The organism is Pseudomonas tremae (assembly GCF_001401155.1).
Classification (GTDB): Bacteria; Pseudomonadota; Gammaproteobacteria; order Pseudomonadales; family Pseudomonadaceae; genus Aquipseudomonas; species Aquipseudomonas tremae.
Window position 1 is genome coordinate 46,034 of sequence record NZ_LJRO01000387.1, and the last position, 18,304, is coordinate 64,337.

General features: G+C 61.2%; 12 protein-coding genes. 4 read left to right on the plus strand and 8 right to left on the minus strand.

All coding sequences use genetic code 11. The features are described from left to right. Positions 1 to 25 precede the first annotated feature (25 nt). Entirely contained in the window at positions 26 to 244 is a 219-nt protein-coding gene (locus ALO43_RS22450) for an MbtH family protein (protein WP_003304661.1), read from the plus strand. A 154-nt stretch (positions 245 to 398) separates the two neighbouring features. Here the strand turns inward: ALO43_RS22450 and ALO43_RS22455 are convergent, their stop codons facing one another. From ALO43_RS22455 to ALO43_RS22490, 8 genes are read right to left on the minus strand one after another with little or no spacing between them, the layout of a single operon-like run. Continuing rightward, positions 399 to 1,316 carry a metal ABC transporter substrate-binding protein gene (locus ALO43_RS22455; RefSeq protein WP_005887621.1) on the minus strand — a complete coding sequence of 306 codons (918 nt, stop codon included), beginning with the start codon at positions 1,314 to 1,316 and terminating at the stop codon, positions 399 to 401. Then, the gene (locus tag ALO43_RS22460) at positions 1,317 to 2,216 is read right to left on the minus strand and encodes a metal ABC transporter permease (RefSeq protein ID WP_005887624.1); all 900 of its coding nucleotides are present in this window, start codon (positions 2,214 to 2,216) and stop codon (positions 1,317 to 1,319) included. It lies immediately after the preceding gene. After that, the gene (locus ALO43_RS22465) at positions 2,216 to 2,980 is read right to left on the minus strand and encodes a metal ABC transporter ATP-binding protein (RefSeq protein WP_054998088.1); all 765 of its coding nucleotides are present in this window, start codon (positions 2,978 to 2,980) and stop codon (positions 2,216 to 2,218) included. Before ALO43_RS22465 ends, ALO43_RS22460 begins: the two co-directional genes overlap by 1 nt. Next, a complete protein-coding gene (locus ALO43_RS22470; RefSeq protein WP_024671212.1) occupies positions 2,977 to 3,909 on the minus strand; it encodes a metal ABC transporter substrate-binding protein in 933 nt (310 codons plus the stop codon). Before ALO43_RS22470 ends, ALO43_RS22465 begins: the two co-directional genes overlap by 4 nt. 35 nt (positions 3,910 to 3,944) lie before the next feature. Beyond that, positions 3,945 to 4,517 (minus strand): DUF6162 family protein, encoded by a 573-nt coding sequence (locus tag ALO43_RS22475; protein ID WP_053931316.1) that lies wholly within the window; start codon positions 4,515 to 4,517, stop codon positions 3,945 to 3,947. After that, positions 4,514 to 4,846 carry a hypothetical protein gene (locus ALO43_RS22480; protein WP_024690986.1) on the minus strand — a complete coding sequence of 111 codons (333 nt, stop codon included), beginning with the start codon at positions 4,844 to 4,846 and terminating at the stop codon, positions 4,514 to 4,516. Before ALO43_RS22480 ends, ALO43_RS22475 begins: the two co-directional genes overlap by 4 nt. After that, a complete protein-coding gene (locus ALO43_RS22485) occupies positions 4,843 to 5,385 on the minus strand; it encodes a hypothetical protein (protein WP_054998089.1) in 543 nt (180 codons plus the stop codon). Before ALO43_RS22485 ends, ALO43_RS22480 begins: the two co-directional genes overlap by 4 nt. Beyond that, positions 5,382 to 6,596 carry a PepSY-associated TM helix domain-containing protein gene (locus ALO43_RS22490; RefSeq protein WP_053931314.1) on the minus strand — a complete coding sequence of 405 codons (1,215 nt, stop codon included), beginning with the start codon at positions 6,594 to 6,596 and terminating at the stop codon, positions 5,382 to 5,384. The genes ALO43_RS22485 and ALO43_RS22490 overlap by 4 nt, the downstream gene beginning before the upstream one ends. Before the next feature lie 295 nt (positions 6,597 to 6,891). Between ALO43_RS22490 and ALO43_RS22495 the strand changes: the two genes are divergently transcribed. The 3 genes from ALO43_RS22495 to ALO43_RS22505 all read left to right on the plus strand — a co-directional run. Then, positions 6,892 to 7,869: a TauD/TfdA family dioxygenase gene (locus ALO43_RS22495; RefSeq protein WP_053931313.1), complete on the plus strand. Its 978-nt coding sequence runs from the start codon at positions 6,892 to 6,894 to the stop codon at positions 7,867 to 7,869. 377 nt (positions 7,870 to 8,246) lie between these two features. Further along, positions 8,247 to 11,657, plus strand: a complete 3,411-nt coding sequence (locus ALO43_RS22500; protein ID WP_054998090.1) for a non-ribosomal peptide synthetase — start codon at positions 8,247 to 8,249, stop codon at positions 11,655 to 11,657. Continuing rightward, positions 11,654 to 18,304: non-ribosomal peptide synthetase (locus ALO43_RS22505; protein WP_054998091.1), on the plus strand; the 6,651-nt coding region annotated here is incomplete at its 3' end. The genes ALO43_RS22500 and ALO43_RS22505, both read left to right, overlap by 4 nt.

Genomic DNA, 18,304 nt, shown 5'->3' on the forward strand with positions numbered 1-18,304 from the left:
CACTGAACACACACGGAGAGCAGCAATGACTTCAGTATTCGATCGGGAAGACATCGTCTTTCAAGTGGTGGTCAACCACGAAGAACAGTATTCGATCTGGCCCGACTACAAAGCCATTCCTAACGGCTGGCGCACAGTTGGCAAAAGCGGCTTCAAAAAAGAATGCCTGGCCTACATCGAAGAAGTCTGGACCGACATGCGCCCCCTGAGTCTGCGCCAGAAAATGGAAGCGCAGACGGCGTAGCCCACTGAGTAAGCTGCATGGCTGTCTTGCCTGCTGATGCTCTTGTTCGCGAAGACGGCGGTACATTCACGGTGGATTTATCGTCTGAAATATAGACTTCGCGAACAAGTTCGCGCCTAGGTCCTTCGGGCTGAGGCCTGACGCCTTTGCCGCATCACTCTCTGCCAGCCAGCACCTTGATAATCCCCTGAATATCCACCTGCAACTCCGCCAGCGGGTCAGCGCCATCGATCCCCAGTACCAACAGCTTGCTGCCAGCCGCCTCGATTGCAGCCTGTACCGGCTCTGGCGGTTGACGATGATCAAGCACCAGCGCCACGTCATTGTCCTTTAAGGTCGCGCTCAGCTTGTTCAATGCCTCGGGCGTCCACTGTTCGTCTGTCAGCACCTGGCTGTCGATCAGTTCCAGATTCAGCCCGCTGATCAAATAGCCAAAGCGGTCCGACAAACTCACCACGCTCAAGTTGTCGGCACCGGCCAGCGCTGCTTCGCTGCTGGCGCTGAGCTTGAGCAACTGTTGCTTGAACGCCGCCAGGTTGGCTTCGATCTTCGGTTTGGCTGCCGGTACCAGGCGCACCAGATCCGCAGCCAGCACATCCGCCATCCGTCCCATGTTGTTGCTTGCCAGCCATGGCTGACTGTTCAGACCGTCAGTGCCCTGGCCCGGCTGAACGGCAATGCCCGGCAAGCTGCCGTCCACTGGACGCGCCGCGTCAATTTCGACAATGCGGATATTGCTGCGGCGGGCATTAGGGTAAAGAGGGTCGTCGGCCCAGATCGAACGCAAGCCGATCACCGCATCGGCGTTGTTCGCCAGCCCGCGCAATGCATCGGCCCCACGCCCGGTGAAATATGCGGTCTGACGCGAGCCGGGCAGGTTGGCGGCAGCAGCGCGCTCCAGCACCACGCCGCTGTCCTTGAGCAGCATCTCGCCCAGCCCATAGGTGATCGGCAGGCTGGCCAGCACACGCACGGGCTGCGAGCTGTCGGTTTTGGCGTCGGCGGCATACAGACTGTTGGCGAACAGACCGGTCATGGCCAGTGCCAGGGTCAAGGTACGTAGAGTAGGCATTTATCCAATATTCCCTTTCAGACTCGGCAGGGTGCCGCGAGCGATGGCGGCCAGGGCGAAGGCAGCGCCGGCCACCAGAATGATCGCTGCGCCGGACGGCACAGGCAGGTCGAAGACGATTGGCAGCAGGATGCCGCACAGGGTACTGACGGTCGCTATAGCCACTGAAATCCAGAAAAAGCCTTTCAGCGACTGGCTCAACAGGCGTGCCGCTGCCGCTGGAATCACCAGCAACGCACCGACCAGAATCGCGCCGATGACTTTCACGGCGGCAACGGTGATCAAAGTGACCAGAATCACGAACAGGTAATCCAGGGTCTTCACTGCTACACCGCGAACGGCGGCCAGTTGCGGGTTGAAACTGGCCAGCATGATGCGGTTGTAAAGCGGCAGGCTCAGGCCCATCACCAGTGAACCGACGATCAGCAGCACCAGCAGGTCATTGCCGTTGACGGTCAGTACCGAGCCGAACAGCACGTTTTCCAGAATGTGCACGTTGATCTTGCCGGCCAGCACCAGCAGCAGGCTTGCGCCGAGAGCCAGCGATACCGAGAGGAACACGCCGATCAGCGTGTCCGGTGCCAGCCCGGTACGGTTGCGCAGGTAGTTAAGGACGATGCCGAACAGCAGGCAGTAACCGAACAGCGCGCCATACGGCCCTGTGTACGGCTCGCCAAGCAGAATGCCGATGGCTACGCCGGTCAGCGCCGCATGGCCCACTGCTTCGGAGAAAAACGCAAAGCGCTTGACCACCACCAGTGTGCCCAGGCCTCCGAGCACCGGGCCGATCAACAGCCCGGCGAGCAGAGCATTGACCACAAACCCGTAAGCCAGCGCCTCGGGCAGATAACCGGATGAGGCGAGGCCCTGAATGAACAGGCGAAACGTTTCGTAATCCATTAGGCGGCGCTCCCGTCAACGGTATCCGCAGCGCGAGGATAAGCAGAAAACAACGTCAGCAGCCGCTCTGGCGTCAGCGCCGTGGCGGCAGGCTCGTCGAACAGCACCCGGCGATTGAGCCCGGTCACCTGATCCGCCAGACGCCGTACCGCATCCAGATCATGCTCGATCCACAGCACGGTGATGCCGCTGCGACGCCAGTCAAGCAACAGGCGCTCGAAGACTTGAATTCCGGCTTCATCGAGTGCCGACATCGGCTCATCAAGCACCAGCAATTGCGGCGCAGGAATCAACCCCTGTGCCAACAGTACCCGCTGCCGCTCGCCACCGGACAGCGCGCCCATGCGCCGTTTGCGTTTGTCCTGCAGGCCGACCCGTTCCAGCGCTTCGCCAATCGCCTCTGCGTAGTGCTTCGACAAACCCAGAAACGCCGGACGTCGCTGACACATGGCTGCCATGAAATCATCCACGGTCATGGGCAGGCCGCGGTCGAACTCCAGTGCCTGTGGCACGTAACCGATCAGGCCCGGTGCGGCAGGCCATTGCAGGCTCAGTTGGCCCTGATGTGGCGTCTGCCCGAGCAGGGTCTTGATCAGCGAGCTTTTGCCGCCGCCGTTCGGCCCGACCAGCGCGTGTACACTGCCAGCGCGCACGTTGAAATGCACCCGGTCGAGAATCGTCGTGCGTCCAAGCGTCAGGCTCACCTGATTGAATTCGATGCCGGGGCCCTGGCTGACGATGTCGAGGTTCTGCGCAATAGTCATGTGCCAGACTCCTGAATCGCCCGCACCACGGTGTCGAGGTTGCCGGCCATTTCCTTCTCGTACTTGTCGGCGGTGTATTCGCCATAGGAAATGTGCGACAGCGGGTACAGCTTGACCCCTGATTCGCGCTGAATGGTATCCACATAGGTGGAAGGGAAATCCATTTCCGAGAAGATCACTTTCACATCCAGTTCGCGCAGTTGGTCGATGGTCTTTTTCAACTGGCTCGGGCTGGGTTCGATGCCATGCGCAGGTTCTACCACCGCCGTCACTTCCAGGCCGAATTCACGCAGCAGGTAGTCGTAGGCGGCGTGCACTGTGGCCACGCGCAGGTCGGCGTTGGGGGCTTTGGTCAGCTTTGCGAGGGCGTCGGCACGCATCTGCCGCAGGCGCTTGCCATAGGCGCGGGCGTTGGCGGTGTAGGTTTTGGCGTTGTCCGGGTCAAGCTTGCCAAGCTCGCGGGCAATGTTGTTGACCTGAGCGATGGACGCACTGATCGACAGAAACGTATGCGGGTTGACCACTTTGCCTGCACCTCTTGCCGCCACGCCGGTAGCAGCCAGCAACGGCACGTCGGCGTTGGCCTCAATGGTCTTGATGTTCGGCGTTTCACTGGCAGCGATCATGCGGTCGGCAAAATCGTCATGGCCGACGCCGTTGAGCACTATCACGTCCAGCGAACCGATACGCTTGATGTCCTCGGCGCGCGGCTCGTAGGCGTGCGGGTTGAAACCGGCCGGGATCAGCGGCACGACTTCGGCCTTGTCACCGACGATATTGCTCACGTAGCTATAATAAGGGTGCAGGGTGATGCCGATGCGCAGGCGTTTTGCCGGGTCGGCGGCATAGCCGGACGGTGCCAGCAGGGCGGCGAACAGGCCCACCAGCAGGCCGCGCAGCAAGGGGCGGCGTTTGAATGAAATAGGCATGGGCAAGCGATCTTCTTTCAAATGAATGCGGAGTTTCAGTGCGGGTGCTGACGGGTCACGCCAGCATCGAATTGTGCAACGACCTGTTTCCAGCCAGCATCGGTCAGGGCCTTGTCACCGAGGTCGCTGACTGACGCCAGGGAGCTGCTGCGGTTGATCCAGATGTCAGGCTGATCGCCACGCGACGAATCGACACGCATCAGAAACGAGCCTGCCACGCTGGGTGCCTGAGTCAGCCCCAGGTAGGACTGCTCGACCATTTGCCAGGCATGGCCGCCACGGCTGACCGAACTGGCGTCCTGGGCGAACGGCGCAAAGCCTTCTTCGCCCAGTTGCTGCGGGGTAATCGGCGTTTGCTGCTCTTCGGCCAGCAAGCGAATCTCATCCAGCGTTACGCGTAGGTCGGCGTAGATGCCTTGCTCGGCGGCGCTCAGGTCACGTCGTGCGTCGAGTTGATGGCTGGCAAGGCTATGCACGTCCTGTGTTTCGCGGTGCAGGCTGACCACGCTGGCGGCAGCGGCCATGATCAGCACGCACAGCATCAAAACGTAGAGAGTTTCATGCCCGGCGCCAGCCGGACGGACGATTTGTCGGGTTGGCGCACTCATGGGGTCGGGATATCCGCCTGATCGATTTCCACCACATGGCCGGGGCCTGCGTCGAACAACACGTAGAATTCGGAAGCAGGGCGCTTGAAGGTCACGGTCGAATCCTCACCCAGCTTGCCGGGCACCAGAATGGTTTCGTCGTAGCCGATGACGTCGAGGGTTACGCCGGGCGCACCGCTGCCGTCGGAAAAACCACCGGTGCAGCGGATCTGCTCGTTGTCGATCTGTTTGCATTCGCACATCGGGTTGTGCGCCAGGGCGTTGCCGCTCAGGCCAAGCAGGCACAGGGCGCTGGCCTTCAGCCAATGCAGGGAAGGGCGGGCATTCATGGTTTGGCTCCTTGTTTTTTCAGCCACGCCACGGTAGTCGGCGAAGCCTGTTGCAGAGGGATGGAAGTCTGATGCATGGTGCCGTCCCAGCCTTCCATGGTGATCCACAGGTCTGAGTCGGGGCTGGTGTTTTCCGCAACCTGCATGAACGCGCTCATGCGGTAGCCACCACCGAAGAAAATCACCCCGGCGGTGCGCAGGCTGCGCGGCTTGCCGATGCGCAGGTAAGTGGCCTTGACCCCGTCGATGCAGGCATTGCACAGCGCGGCGTTGAAACTTTTCATGTAGCCCGACGGGCCGGACAGGCGCGGGGCTTCGTTTCGGTCTTCTGCAAGGCGCAGGCTCCACGGGCCGACCTGTATCTCGCCGACCTCACGCTGGCCCAGGCCTTGATCGCCCCGATCCAGCGCGTTGTCGGAGAAGTATTTGGGCATGAAACCCAGTGGGATCAGCACCAGCAATACATTGATGTGGAAGCGGCACTTGTGCCAGAAACGGCTCAGCGACGATGCAGGTTGTGCGACAGCGACCTTGCTCACAGGCTGTTCTCCGGGGCGCGGGTCGCCAGTGGCGAGGTATGTAATTCCGGGGTGTACACGACAGGCCTGATTTTGGCTTCACGCTTGAGGGCGTTAAGCGTCGCCAGCGCGGTGCGTTTGCTCCAGATCAAAAGGCCGCTGAGGACCATCATGCTCAATAACAGGCCGAAAAACGCCCAGATCAGCTTGATCCAGATACCGCCGAAATCCCCGGTGTGCAGCGGGCGCATGGACTCGGTGACGAACTCCAGCTTGTTACGGTCCGACAACAGGTGCGAGGCGGCTATTTCACCGCTGTACGGGTTGATTTCGGCAGTCTGGAACATCAGCGGGTACCAACTGCGGCCACCGACCTGCATGTTGCTGTAGGCATTGAAAGGCGGTGTGATAAAGCTGGCTTCAAGACCCGGAATTCGCTCCTTGGCGATTTCCACGGCTCGCTCCAGGCTGATGGTCGGTGCGGGGCTGCCATCGGCGGTCAGCGGCACGGCGCTGTGCGGGATGATCGACGCGACCTGGGATTTGCTCGAGATACTGATCTGGTTATCGCCGAGGATCGCCTGAATCAGAAACCAGGTGCCGGTGATGGAAATCACCGCGATGAACCAGATTGACCAGACGCCACTGAGGCGATGCAGGTCGCCCCAGAAAATCCTCGGGCCCTGACTGAGGCGAACCGGCTTGAAAAAGCCGCGCCAGAATTTCTTGTACACCACCAGCCCTGTCACCAGCGAAGCCAGTAGCGGCAGGCCGAGAATCGACACCAGATACCAGCCCCACGAATAGCCATTGGTGAACGGCACCAGCCACCAGCCGTGCAGTGCGCGGGTAAAGCGGCGGAAATCGAACGACGGCGTGAGGCCCTGAATCACCCCGGTATAAGGGTTGACGTAAGCCGGCACCGAGCGCCCGTCCGGGTAAGTCACGAACACGCTCAGGGCGAAATAGTCACCGTCGGGCTGCATGATCGTGCCGACGATCAGGTCCGGCTCATTGCGCCCGATGGTCGCGCGAATCTGCTCGAAGCTCATGCGCCGGGCATCATCGGAAGGGCGGTTGTCACGCATCTCCGGGTTGGCAAGCCACATGATTTCCTTGCTGATCACCGCCAGCGTGCCGGTCACGCAGACGATCAGCACGAAGAACCAGATAGGCAGCGCAAGCCAGCTGTGGACGAGGAACCAGATTTTTGAACGGGACTTCTTCGACATGGATTAACAATCTCGATTCACGATGTAGAACTGGCGTCAGACGGGCTCTCGGTATGCACGCGCGGGCGATATAAAGCCTCGCATTCAGTTAAAGACGAATGAGAACGAGATTCCTCTAGGAAATTTTTGCGTTTAAATGAAAAAAATTGTTTCAGAGCTGCCGGAAACCTCTGCAAGGCACAGGAAATGGGGCAGGCCAGTTAATTTTTCAGTGGCGAAGTACGTTCAATCTGGACATGGGTGTTGCGCCAGGCCGCAGAGGCTCGGGCGCTTTTGTCATCGAGGGAGAGACATCATGAGTCATGCGTTGAGTATGGATATCCGGCCGCTGCTGGCAGGGGCGGGCAGTTTGCCCATGCTGGTGCAGGCGCCCGAACCCGGTCTGGACTTGATCGAAGCGCTGGGCGAACTCAAGCCGCTGGTAGCCGAACACCTGTATAGCGCAGGCGGCATTCTGTTCCGCGGATTTGAAGTGGGCGGAGCCGAAGCGTTTCGTGAGTTTGCCGGCGGTTTTGGTGATCCGCTGCTCAACTACGAGTTTGGCTCCACGCCGCGCAGCAACGTCACCAAGGGCGTGTACACCTCCACCGAATACCCTGCGCACCAGAGCATCCCGCTGCACAACGAGCAGGCTTACACGCTGGACTGGCCGATGAAAATCTGGTTCTACAGCATGGTCGCGGCGCAGACCGGCGGCGAAACGCCGATTGCCGACAGTCGCGAGATCTACCGACGCATTCCGGCGCGCATTCGTGATCGCTTCATCGAAAAAAAGCTCATGTACGTGCGCAACTACGGTAACGGCCTCGATGTTGAATGGAGCCAGGTGTTCAATACCGAAGACGAGCGCGTGGTCGAGGCCTACTGTCGTGCACACAATATCGAGTGCGAATGGAAAGACGACGGCGAACTGCGCACTCGGCAGATCTGCCAGGCAGTATCCCGGCATCCGGTGACCCACGACACCGTCTGGTTCAATCAGGCGCACCTGTTCCATATTTCCAACCTGCAACCGGAAGTTCGCGAAACCCTGCTGGACGTCGTGGACGAAGAAGACCTGCCGCGCAACGTCTACTATGGCGACGGCTCGCCCATCGAAGAAAGCCTGCTGGACGAGATTCGTGGCGTACTAGATGACTGTACCGTCAGCTTCCCGTGGCTGGAAAACGACGTACTGATGCTCGACAACATGCTCACCGCACACTCGCGTGCCCCGTTCACTGGCAAACGAAAAGTTGTGGTCGCGATGGCGCAGGGGCATTCAGACAAGTAAGCGCCTGCAGATTATCGTGCCGACGCTTTGCGTCCGATCCTGAATACGCAGCGCGGTGTAGATTTGTGACGCGGAGCGTCATGCAAGGCATCCCCACGCTGGAGCGTGAGGGACGATAGGTGTCTAACTGACCAACTATCGTGCCGACGCTTTGCGTCGGTATGCAGTTCTGGACGCTCAGCGTCCGGTCCTGAATCTGCGGCGCGGTGTATATATGTGACGCGGGGCCTCATGCAAGGCATCGCCACGCTAGAGAGCAGGGGACGATAGGTGCCCAGCTGTCACCACTACAAGCCTTTCTAAATATTTCCCCGCCAATTCGTTCTTGTTGATACGACCCCGCCCGACGGTCAGCCCCATTCAGCAAGGATCGACCCATGAACCCCGAACACGCCCAGAAACTCGCTCGTCGTTTTGTCGAGTTGCCCCTTGAAAAACGTCGCCTGTTTCTCGCTGGCATGCGCAAGGAAAACATGGATTTCTCGCTGTTCCCGATCCCGTCCTGCGCTGGGCTGGCCGAACGCGATGGCCTGTCCTACGCTCAGCAGCGCATGTGGTTTCTCTGGCAACTGGACCCGCACAGCGCGGCGTACAACCTGCCGATGTCGGTGTGCCTGAACGGCCCGCTGGAGCTGCCGCTGCTGGAGCGGGCTTTCAGTGCGCTGGTCGAGCGTCATGAAAGCCTGCGCACCACCTTCGGTCAGGACGGCGACCGTGCGTTTCAGCGTGTTGCGCCACCCGCGCCGGTCAATATCCGCCTGATCGACCTGAGCCCGTTGCCGCCGGAGCAGCGCTGGTCGAACGCGCGGCAGGCGATGGCCGAGCAGTCGGCTCAGACCTTCGACTTGCAGCTCGGGCCGCTGTTTACCGCGCAGGTGTTGCGCCTCGCCGAGCAAGAACATCTGCTGCTGCTCAACCTGCACCACATGATCACTGACGGCTGGTCGATGAACGTGCTGATCGACGAATGGCTGCGCGGTTACGACGCGCTGCTGGCTGGCAAGCCGCTGCCCTTTGAACCATTGGCTGTGCAGTACCGCGATTACGCCGTCTGGCAGCGCAGCTGGCTGGAGGCTGGCGAACAAGAGCGCCAACTGGATTACTGGCGCGAGCACCTGGGCACAGAACACCCTGTACTGGAATTGCCCACAGACCGTCCGTACCCGGCACTGCCCAGCCACGACGGCGCGCGCCTGGAGCTGGCGCTTGCGCCCGAACTGTTGCGCAGCCTGAAAAATCTCGCGCAACGACAGGGTGTGACCCTGTTCGTGGTTCTGCTGGCGACTTTCAAGAGCCTGCTGCATCGCTACAGCGGGCAGACCGATATTCGCGTCGGCGGCCTGATCGCCAACCGCACGCGCAGTGAAATCGAAGGCCTGATCGGCTGCTTCATCAACACCCAGGTACTGCGCAGTGAAGTTACGGCGCAGACGCGCTTTGTCGATTTGCTGCACACCGTGCGCGATGCCTCGACCGGTGCCCAGGCGCATCAGGAACTGCCATTCGACGCCATCATCGATGCCCTGCAGCCGGAGCGCAGCCAGAGCCACAACCCGCTGTTCCAGGTGATGTTCAATCACCAGCCGGTGGTGGCCGACTTGCTGGACAAGCAATTGAGCGGCGGCCTGCGCGTGGCCAATCTGCCCGCCGAGCAACAAGCACTGGCCCAGCGCTCGCATGCTGCGGCCAGTGATCTGATGCTTGCTACCAGCGGCGAAGGCGAACAACTGAATGCCGCCTTTACTTACGCCACCGATATTTTTGACCAGCCGACCATCGTTCGTCTGGCTGATCACTGGTGTAACCTTTTGGCGTCGGTCTGCGCTGACCCGCTGCAAACCATTGCCGAGCTGTCGATGTTGTCGGCTGACGAGCGCACGCACCTGCTGGCTGTCGACAGCACCATCAAGGCAGATACCATCACCCCAGCGCATCGCCAGTTTGAAGCGCAAGTGCAGCGAACGCCGGACGCACTGGCGCTGATCCTCGCCGGTGAAAGCCCGTCACCGAGCCTGACCTATCGCGAACTGAACGAGCGCAGCAACCGCTTGGCCTGGCAATTGCGCGAGCAGGGCGTTGGCCCGGACGTGCTGGTCGGCGTGGCGCTGGGCCGCTCGCTGGACATGCCCGTCGCGCTTCTTGCTGTACTAAAAGCCGGCGGTGCCTACGTACCGCTGGACCTGAGCGCGCCGGGTGAGCGCATGCGTCACGTGCTGCAAGGCAGCGGCTTGAAGCTGCTGCTGACCCACACTGAACAACGAGCGAAGCTGCCTGAGCTGGCTGGCATTCAGTACCTGTGTATCGATCAGATGAGCAGCGCACAAGCCAGCACGCACAACCCGGACGGCGCAATCAATCCGGCCAGTCTGGCCTACGTGATCTATACCTCGGGGTCGACCGGTCGGCCAAAAGGCGTGGCGATCAGTCATGGCGCACTGGCTGAATTTGTAACCTTGGGCGCGCACTACAGCGACCTGCGCGAGGGCGACCGGGTCCTGCAATTTGCCACACAGAGTTTCGACGGTTTTGTCGAGCAGTTCTATCCGCCGCTGTGTCGCGGTGCTGCCGTGGTAATGCGTGACGAGCGCCTATGGGACAGCACCACTTTCCATCAGGCCGTCGTCGAACACGGCGTGACCCTGGCCGACTTGCCTGCAGCCTACTGGCTGACCCTGGCTCAGGATTTTGCCGCCAGCCCGCCCACGCATTACGGCTCGCTACGACAGGTTCATGTCGGCGGTGAGGCGATGGCTGTTGAAGGTCTGCGCCTGTGGCACAAGGCCGGGCTGGGCCATGTACGCCTGCTCAACACCTACGGCCCGACCGAAGCCACGGTGGTGTCGAGCATCCACGATTGCAGCGCGCTGACCCCGGAGCAGGTGTCGTGGCGCGGCGTGCCGATCGGCAAAGGCCTGGCGGGGCGTCGTTTGTACGTGCTCGACGATCAACTGAACCTGCTGCCGCAAGGCGCGCTGGGCGAGCTGTACATCGGCGGGCCGGGTCTGGCACGGGGTTATCACGCCCAGCCAGGCCTGAGCGCCGAGCGTTTCGTGGCGGATCCGTTTGTTGCCGGCGAGCGCCTGTACCGCACTGGCGACCGTGCCCGACTGCGCGCTGATGGCGCCATCGAGTACATCGGCCGGGTCGATCATCAGGTGAAAATTCGCGGTTTCCGTATCGAACTGGGCGAAATCGAATCGCGCCTGCAGCAATGCACGGGCGTGCGCGAAGCAGTGGTGCTGTCTGTCCCGATTGCAGGCAGTACGCAACTGGTCGCCTACGTGGTGCCACAGGTGGCGGCAAACAGCGACACCGAGCAACTCGCGTTGCGCCAGAGCATCAAGACCCAACTGCAAGCCAGCCTGCCGGATTACATGGTGCCGACACACTTGTTGCTGCTGGCGCAATTGCCACTCACGCCCAGCGGCAAACTGGACCGCAAGGCGTTGCCTGCGCCCGATTCAAGCCAGTTGCAGGCCCGTTATCGCGCGCCGCACAGCGAGGTGGAAATCTGCTTGGCGGGTATATGGCAGGAAGTCCTGCACGCGCAGCAGGTCGGGCTGGACGATCACTTCTTTGAGCTGGGCGGCCATTCGCTGCTCGCCGCGCAAGTCATTGCCCGGATCAAGACCCGGCTCGGTATCAGCCTGCCGCTGCGTGTCCTCTTCGAGAAACCGCTGCTGGGCGAACTCGCCACCGAAGTGGCACTGCTGACTGACAACACAACGGATAACGACTGGAGCGACATGGACCAGTTCATGGATTCACTGGAGGAATTTGGCGCATGACCGGGACCACTGCTGCACGTATCGCGAAACGTTTTGTCGGTCTTTCGTTGGAACAACGCCAACAGTTCCTTGCCCGCCTGCGTCAGGACGGCAAGGATTTCAGCCTGTTGCCGGTGCCGGTCAGTCGTCATGATTTCAGCGCGATTCCACTGTCATTTGCCCAGCAACGTCTGCTGTTCCTCTGGCAGCTCGACCCGCTGAGCGATGCCTACAAGATGACCACCGGCCTGCGTTTACAAGGCCCGCTGAACGAGTCGGCCTTGCGCCGCGCGTTCGATCACCTGATCGAACGCCACGAAGTATTGCGCACGGTGTTCCAGACCGATGGCGATCAGGCGCTGCAAGTGCTGCTGCATGATCAGGCGGTGGCGCTGGACAGCATTGATTTGTCGGTTCTGGCCGATAGCGAATTGCGTGACGCTGAACTGGCGCTGCAAGTGACCACGCTCACCGGTCAGCCGTTCGACCTGCGCACAGGCCCGTTGCTGCGTGCGCACCTGTTCCGCCTCGCCAGCGACGAGCATGTGCTGGTGGTGAACATGCACCACATCGTCTCCGACGGCTGGTCGATGGACGTGATGATTCAGGAGTTTGTCCACTGTTATCAGGCGTATGTCGAAGGTCGCGAACCGAGTCTGCCGGCGTTGCCGCTGCAATACGCCGACTACGCCATCTGGCAGCGCCGCTGGCTGGAGGCGGGCGAGGGCGAGCGCCAACTGGAGTACTGGCGCTGCCAGTTGGGCGACGAGCAGCCGCTGCTGGACGCCGCGCAGGACTTCCCGCGCCCGGTCACGCAAAGCTTTCAGGGCGAGCACCTGCGCTTCGATTTCGGCGCTGAGTTGTCGCACCAACTCAATACTTTCGCCCGCACCCAAGGCATGAGCCTGTTCATGCTGGTGCTGGCCGGTTTTTCGTTGTTTTTGTCGCGCAAGGCAGGGCAGCGCGATATCCGCATCGGCGTGCCCAACGCCAACCGTGGTCGGGCGGAAACCGAAGGGTTGATCGGCTTCTTCATCAACACTCAGGTGCTGCGCTGCCAGATAGATGAGCGCCTGAGTTACCTCGATTTGCTGGCGCAGATTCGCGACACCTCGTTCGGCGCGCAGGCGCATCAGGACGTGCCATTCGAGCAGCTGGTCGATCACCTCGCGCCAGAGCGCAGCCTTGGGCATAACCCGTTGTTTCAGGCCAAGTTCAACCAGAACGTCGTCCTCAAGCAGAAGGCCGCCCTCAAGCTGGCGGGGCTGGAGGTCAGTGAATATGCCTTTGAAAAGCAGGGCGCGCATTTCGACCTGGCGCTGGACATTACCGACGACGGCACGCTGATCCACGGTGACATGACCTACGCCAGCGACCTGTATCGGCGTGCGACCGTCGAGGGCTTCATCCCCGAATTGCTCGACCTGTTCAAGACCTTGCTCGATGCGCCGAATGCGCCACTGTTCAGCCTCGGCGCGCTGGCGGTCGAGCTGCCGCGCGAAGTTCGTGAGCCTGCGCCTCAGGTGTTGCAGCTCTGGGACCGGCAGGTCGAAAGCCAGCCCGATGCGCTGGCCGCCCGCTGCCTGGACCGCACCTTGAGCACTCGGGTGCTGGATCAGGCGGCCAATCAGCTGGCTCATCACCTGATCGGACTGGGTGTCCGCGAAGGCCAGCCGGTCGCGGTATTGATGGAGCGCTCGTTGGACTGGCTGACGGCGGTGCTGGCGATCTTCAAGGCCGGTGGCGTGTACATGCCGCTGGACGTCAAAGCTCCCGATGCACGCCTGCAACAGATGCTGAGCAATGCCCGGGCAAAAGTACTGTTGTGTGCCGCAGGCGATCTACGTCAGACCTCTCTGAACGTTGCCGGTTGTCAGGGTCTGGCCTGGACGCCTGCGCTGTGGCAAAGCTTGCCGACCAGCCGTCCCGATATCGAGTTGCCAGCCAATTCTGCGGCCTACGTGATTCATACCTCCGGCTCCACCGGCCAGCCCAAAGGCGTAGTGGTCAGCCAGGGCGCGCTGGCCAGTTACGTGCGTGGCGTGCTTGAGCAGTTGCAACTGGCCCCCGAGGCGAGCATGGCGCTGGTCTCGACCATCGCCGCCGACCTGGGGCATACCGTGCTGTTCGGCGCGCTGTGTTCAGGGCGAACCTTGCACGTACTGACCGAATCACTGGGTTTCGACCCGGACGCCTTTGCCGCGTACATGGCCGAGCATCAGGTCGGCGTGCTGAAAATCGTGCCGGGTCATCTAGCCGCACTGCTGCAGGCGGCGCGACCTGCCGATGTACTGCCGCTGCATGCGCTGATCGTCGGCGGCGAAGCCTGTTCGCCTGCGCTGGTCGAGCAGGTCCGTCAGCTCAAGCCGGGTTGCCGGATCATCAACCACTATGGCCCGAGCGAAACCACCGTCGGCGTACTGACCCACGAGGTGCCAGCGTCATCATGCCTTGATCAAAAATTGAAAGTGGACACGCTCCCCCAAGAACCCGCCAAGGTGCCGGTCGGCGCGCCATTGCCGGGGGCCAGCGCTTACCTGCTGGATGACGTGCTCAACCCCGTCGCCACGCAGGTCGCAGGCGAGCTGTACATCGGTGGCGATAGCGTTGCGTCCGGCTACATCGGCCAGCCTGCGCTGACTGCCGAACGCTTCGTGCCAGACCCGTTCGCTCAGGATGGCGCACGCGTTTACCGCAGCGGTGACCGCATGCGGCGCAACCATCAGGGCCAACTGGAATTCATCGGCCGTGCCGACGATCAGGTCAAAGTGCGCGGCTATCGTGTCGAACCTGCTGAAGTGGCGCGGGTGCTGCTGAGCCTGACTTCGGTCGCGCAAGTCAGTGTGCTGGCGTTACCTGTCGATGAGGACGAATCGCGCCTGCAACTGGTGGCCTATTGCGTCGCGGCAGCCGGTGCCAGCCTGACTGTTGACAGCCTGCGCGAGCAACTGACGGCGCGCTTGCCCGACTACATGGTGCCCGCGCAGATCCTGCTGCTGGAGCAACTGCCGCTGACCGCCAACGGCAAACTCGACAAGCGCGCCTTGCCCAAACCGGGTGTGGTCAAACAGCGTTACACCGCACCGGTCGGCGAGATCGAGGAAAAGCTCGCCGCCGTGTGGGCCGACGTGTTGAAACTGGATAAGGTCGGCAGCACCGACAACTTCTTCGAACTGGGCGGCGATTCAATCCTCAGCCTGCAAATCATCGCCCGCGCCAAACGCCAGGGTATCAAGCTCAGCCCCAAGCAGTTGTTCGAAAAACAGACCATCGGTCAGTTGGCTTCCGTGGCTAAATTGATCGAGAAAAAGCCCGCCGCCGTGCTGGAACAGGTCAGCGGAGTACTGCCGTTGCTGCCGATTCAGGCGCGCTTCTTCGAGCTGGACATCCCCCAGCGCCAGCATTGGAATCAGGCGCTGATGCTCAAGCCTCTGCAAACGCTGGATGCGACTCACCTTCAAGCTGCACTGGCCGCGCTGATCGAACAGCACGACGCGCTGCGTCTCGGTTTCACGCAACAGAACGGCCAGTGGCAAGCCACGTTCGGCGCGCTGAACACTCGGGATTTGCTTTGGGTTCACGAATTGGACAGCCCTGAACGATTGACCGAACTGGCTAACGAAGCACAACGCAGCCTGGACCTGAAAAACGGTCCGTTGCTGCGCGCAGTGCTGGTCAACCTGCCACACGGCGAGCAACGTCTGTTGCTGGTGATTCACCATTTGGTGGTGGACGGCGTGTCTTGGCGGGTGCTGCTGGAAGACCTGCAACAGGCTTATGCCGCGCTGGTAGCCGGTCGGCCGCTGACGCTGGCGGCGAAAACCACGTCGCTTCAGCGTTGGGCCGAGCAATTGCAGCAGTATGCGACCGGCGCCGTGCTGACGGCCGAGCGCGATTACTGGCTGCGCGCTTTACAGGGCGACGATCAGCCGCTGCCCCGCGACAAGCCCGAAGGCTCGATGCGCAATCGCGATGCGGCCCATGCCTCGTCATGGCTGAGCAAGGACCTGACCCACAAACTGCTGAAAGTCGCGCCTGCCGCCTATCGCACGCAGGTCAACGACCTGTTGCTGACCGCTCTGGCGCAAGTGCTGTGCGAGTGGAGCCAGCAATCGTCGGTGTTGATCCAGCTGGAAGGCCATGGCCGCGAAGACTTGTTTGACGACACTGATCTCAGCCGCACAGTCGGCTGGTTCAGCAGCCTGTTCCCGGTCCGCCTCACGCCGCAAATCGCGCCGGGTGCAAGCCTGTGCGGCATCAAAGAACAGTTGCGTGCCGTGCCGAACAAAGGCATTGGTTACGGCGTATTGCGTCATATGGCTGACTCGACGTTTGCGCAGCCATTGGCCGCGCTGCCCCAGGCGCGGGTCACGTTCAATTACCTGGGCCAGTTCGACGGCAGCTTCAATGAGCAACAAGGCGCGTTGTTCGTGCCGAGCGCCGACAGTGTCGGCGTTGCGCTGTGCGAAGACGGCCCGCTGGGCAACTGGCTGAGCCTCAACGGTCAGGTGTTCGATGGCCAGTTGCGACTGGACTGGACCTTCAGCCGCGAGGTGTATCAGCCTTCGACCATCGACACCCTGGCGCGTCGTTACGAGCAGGCGCTGACCACGCTGATCGAACACTGCATCGCCGGGCATCAAGGCGTCACGCCGTCTGACTTCCCGCTGGCGCATCTCACTCAGGCACAACTCGATGCGCTGCCGATTGCGGCGGGCGAGATCGAAGACATTTACCCCTTGTCACCGATGCAGCAGGGCATGCTGTTTCACTCGTTGTTCGACGCAGGCGCGGGCAACTACATCAATCAGATGCGGGTGAACATCAGTGGGCTGGATGTGCCGCGATTCCACAACGCCTGGCAATCAGCGGTCAATAATCACGAGGTGCTGCGCAGCTGTTTTGTCAGCCAGAGCGAGCAGTCGCTGCAAGTGGTACAGCGTCAGGTGACGCTGCCGTTTGTCGAGCTGGATGCGCGGGGCAAACCCCAAAACTGGCTCGATGACTGGGCGCAGGCCGACCGTCAGCAGGGTTTCGATCTGGCGCAAGGGCCGCTGTTGCGCCTCGCGGTACTGCGCATTGCAGATGACCGTTGGCAATTGATCTACACCAGCCACCATATTTTGATGGACGGCTGGAGCAGCTCGCGGCTTCTGGGCGAAGTGCTGCAACGCTACAGCGGTCAGATGCCGCCGAAACAGGCGGGGCGTTACCGCGATTACATCCAGTGGTTGCAGGATCAGGACGCTGATGTCAGCGAGCGCTTCTGGACCGCAGAGCTGGCCGAACTGGATGAGCCGAGCCGCTTGTTGCAAGCCTTCAAAACATCAACCGATCAGCAGGGCTATGGCGATTACATTCAGTTGATCGACGCCGACGGCACTCGCCGCTTGAACGAGTTTGCCCGCGAGCAGCACGTGACCCTCAATACGCTGGTGCAATCTGCCTGGTTGTTGCTGCTGCAACGCTACACCGGCCAGTCCAGCGTGACCTTTGGCGCCACGGTGGCCGGGCGTCCGGCTGAATTGTCGGGCGTCGAAGAGCAACTGGGCTTGTTCATCAACACCCTGCCGGTGATCGCCAGCCCGCGTTCAGAACAGACCGTCGGCGACTGGGTGCAGCAGGTGCAGGCGAAAAACATCGCCCTGCGCGAACATGAACACACACCGCTTTACACTATTCAGCGTTTGGCACGGCACAGTGGCGAGGCGCTGTTCGGCAACATTCTGGTGTTCGAAAACTACCCGGTGTCCGAAGCCTTGCAGCGTGCGCCGGACGGTCTTGTCTTCAGCGACCTGCGCAATCAAGAGCAGGCGCATTACCCGCTGACCCTGGTGGTCGAGGCCAACGACGTGTTGTCGGTACGTTTCAGTTACGACCGGCAACACTTCAGTGCCGAAGGCATTCTGCAACTGGCGGCGCATTTCGATCACTTGCTGCAAAGTCTCAGTGCATCCGCAACGACGCGTCTCGGCGAACTGGCCCTGCCAGCCGTCTGGACGCAAAGCGTGCAGCGCTACCCGAGCGAGCACTGCGCCCATCAACGCATCGAAACCCAGGCAGAACGCACCCCGCAGGCCATCGCCCTGAGCTTGGGTGCCGAGCAATTGAGCTATCAGCAGCTCAACAGCCGCGCCAACCAACTGGCCCACAAACTGCGTGAGCAGGGCGTCGGCCCGGATGTTCGCGTGGGGCTTGCGGCTGAGCGCAGTCTGGAGATGATCGTGGGCATGCTGGCGATCCTCAAGGCCGGGGGCGCTTACGTGCCGCTGGACCCGGATTATCCGCAGGATCGCTTGAGCTTCCTGATGCAGGACAGCGGTATCGAATTGTTGCTGACCCAAGCACATTTGCTGGATCAGTTGCCGATTCCTGCGCACGTTCAAACCCTGAATCTGGCGGATGCGCTGGATGGTTACAGCACTGAAAACCCGACCAACCAGACCACGCCGGACAACCTGGCCTACGTGATCTACACCTCGGGCTCGACCGGCAAACCGAAAGGCACCTTGCTCGCCCATCACAACCTGATGCGCCTGTTTGCGGCTACAAATGACTGGTTCAAGTTCAACGAAAAAGACGTCTGGACGCTGTTCCATTCGTTCGCCTTCGACTTCTCGGTCTGGGAGATTTTCGGCGCGCTGCTGTACGGTGGCCGACTGGTCATC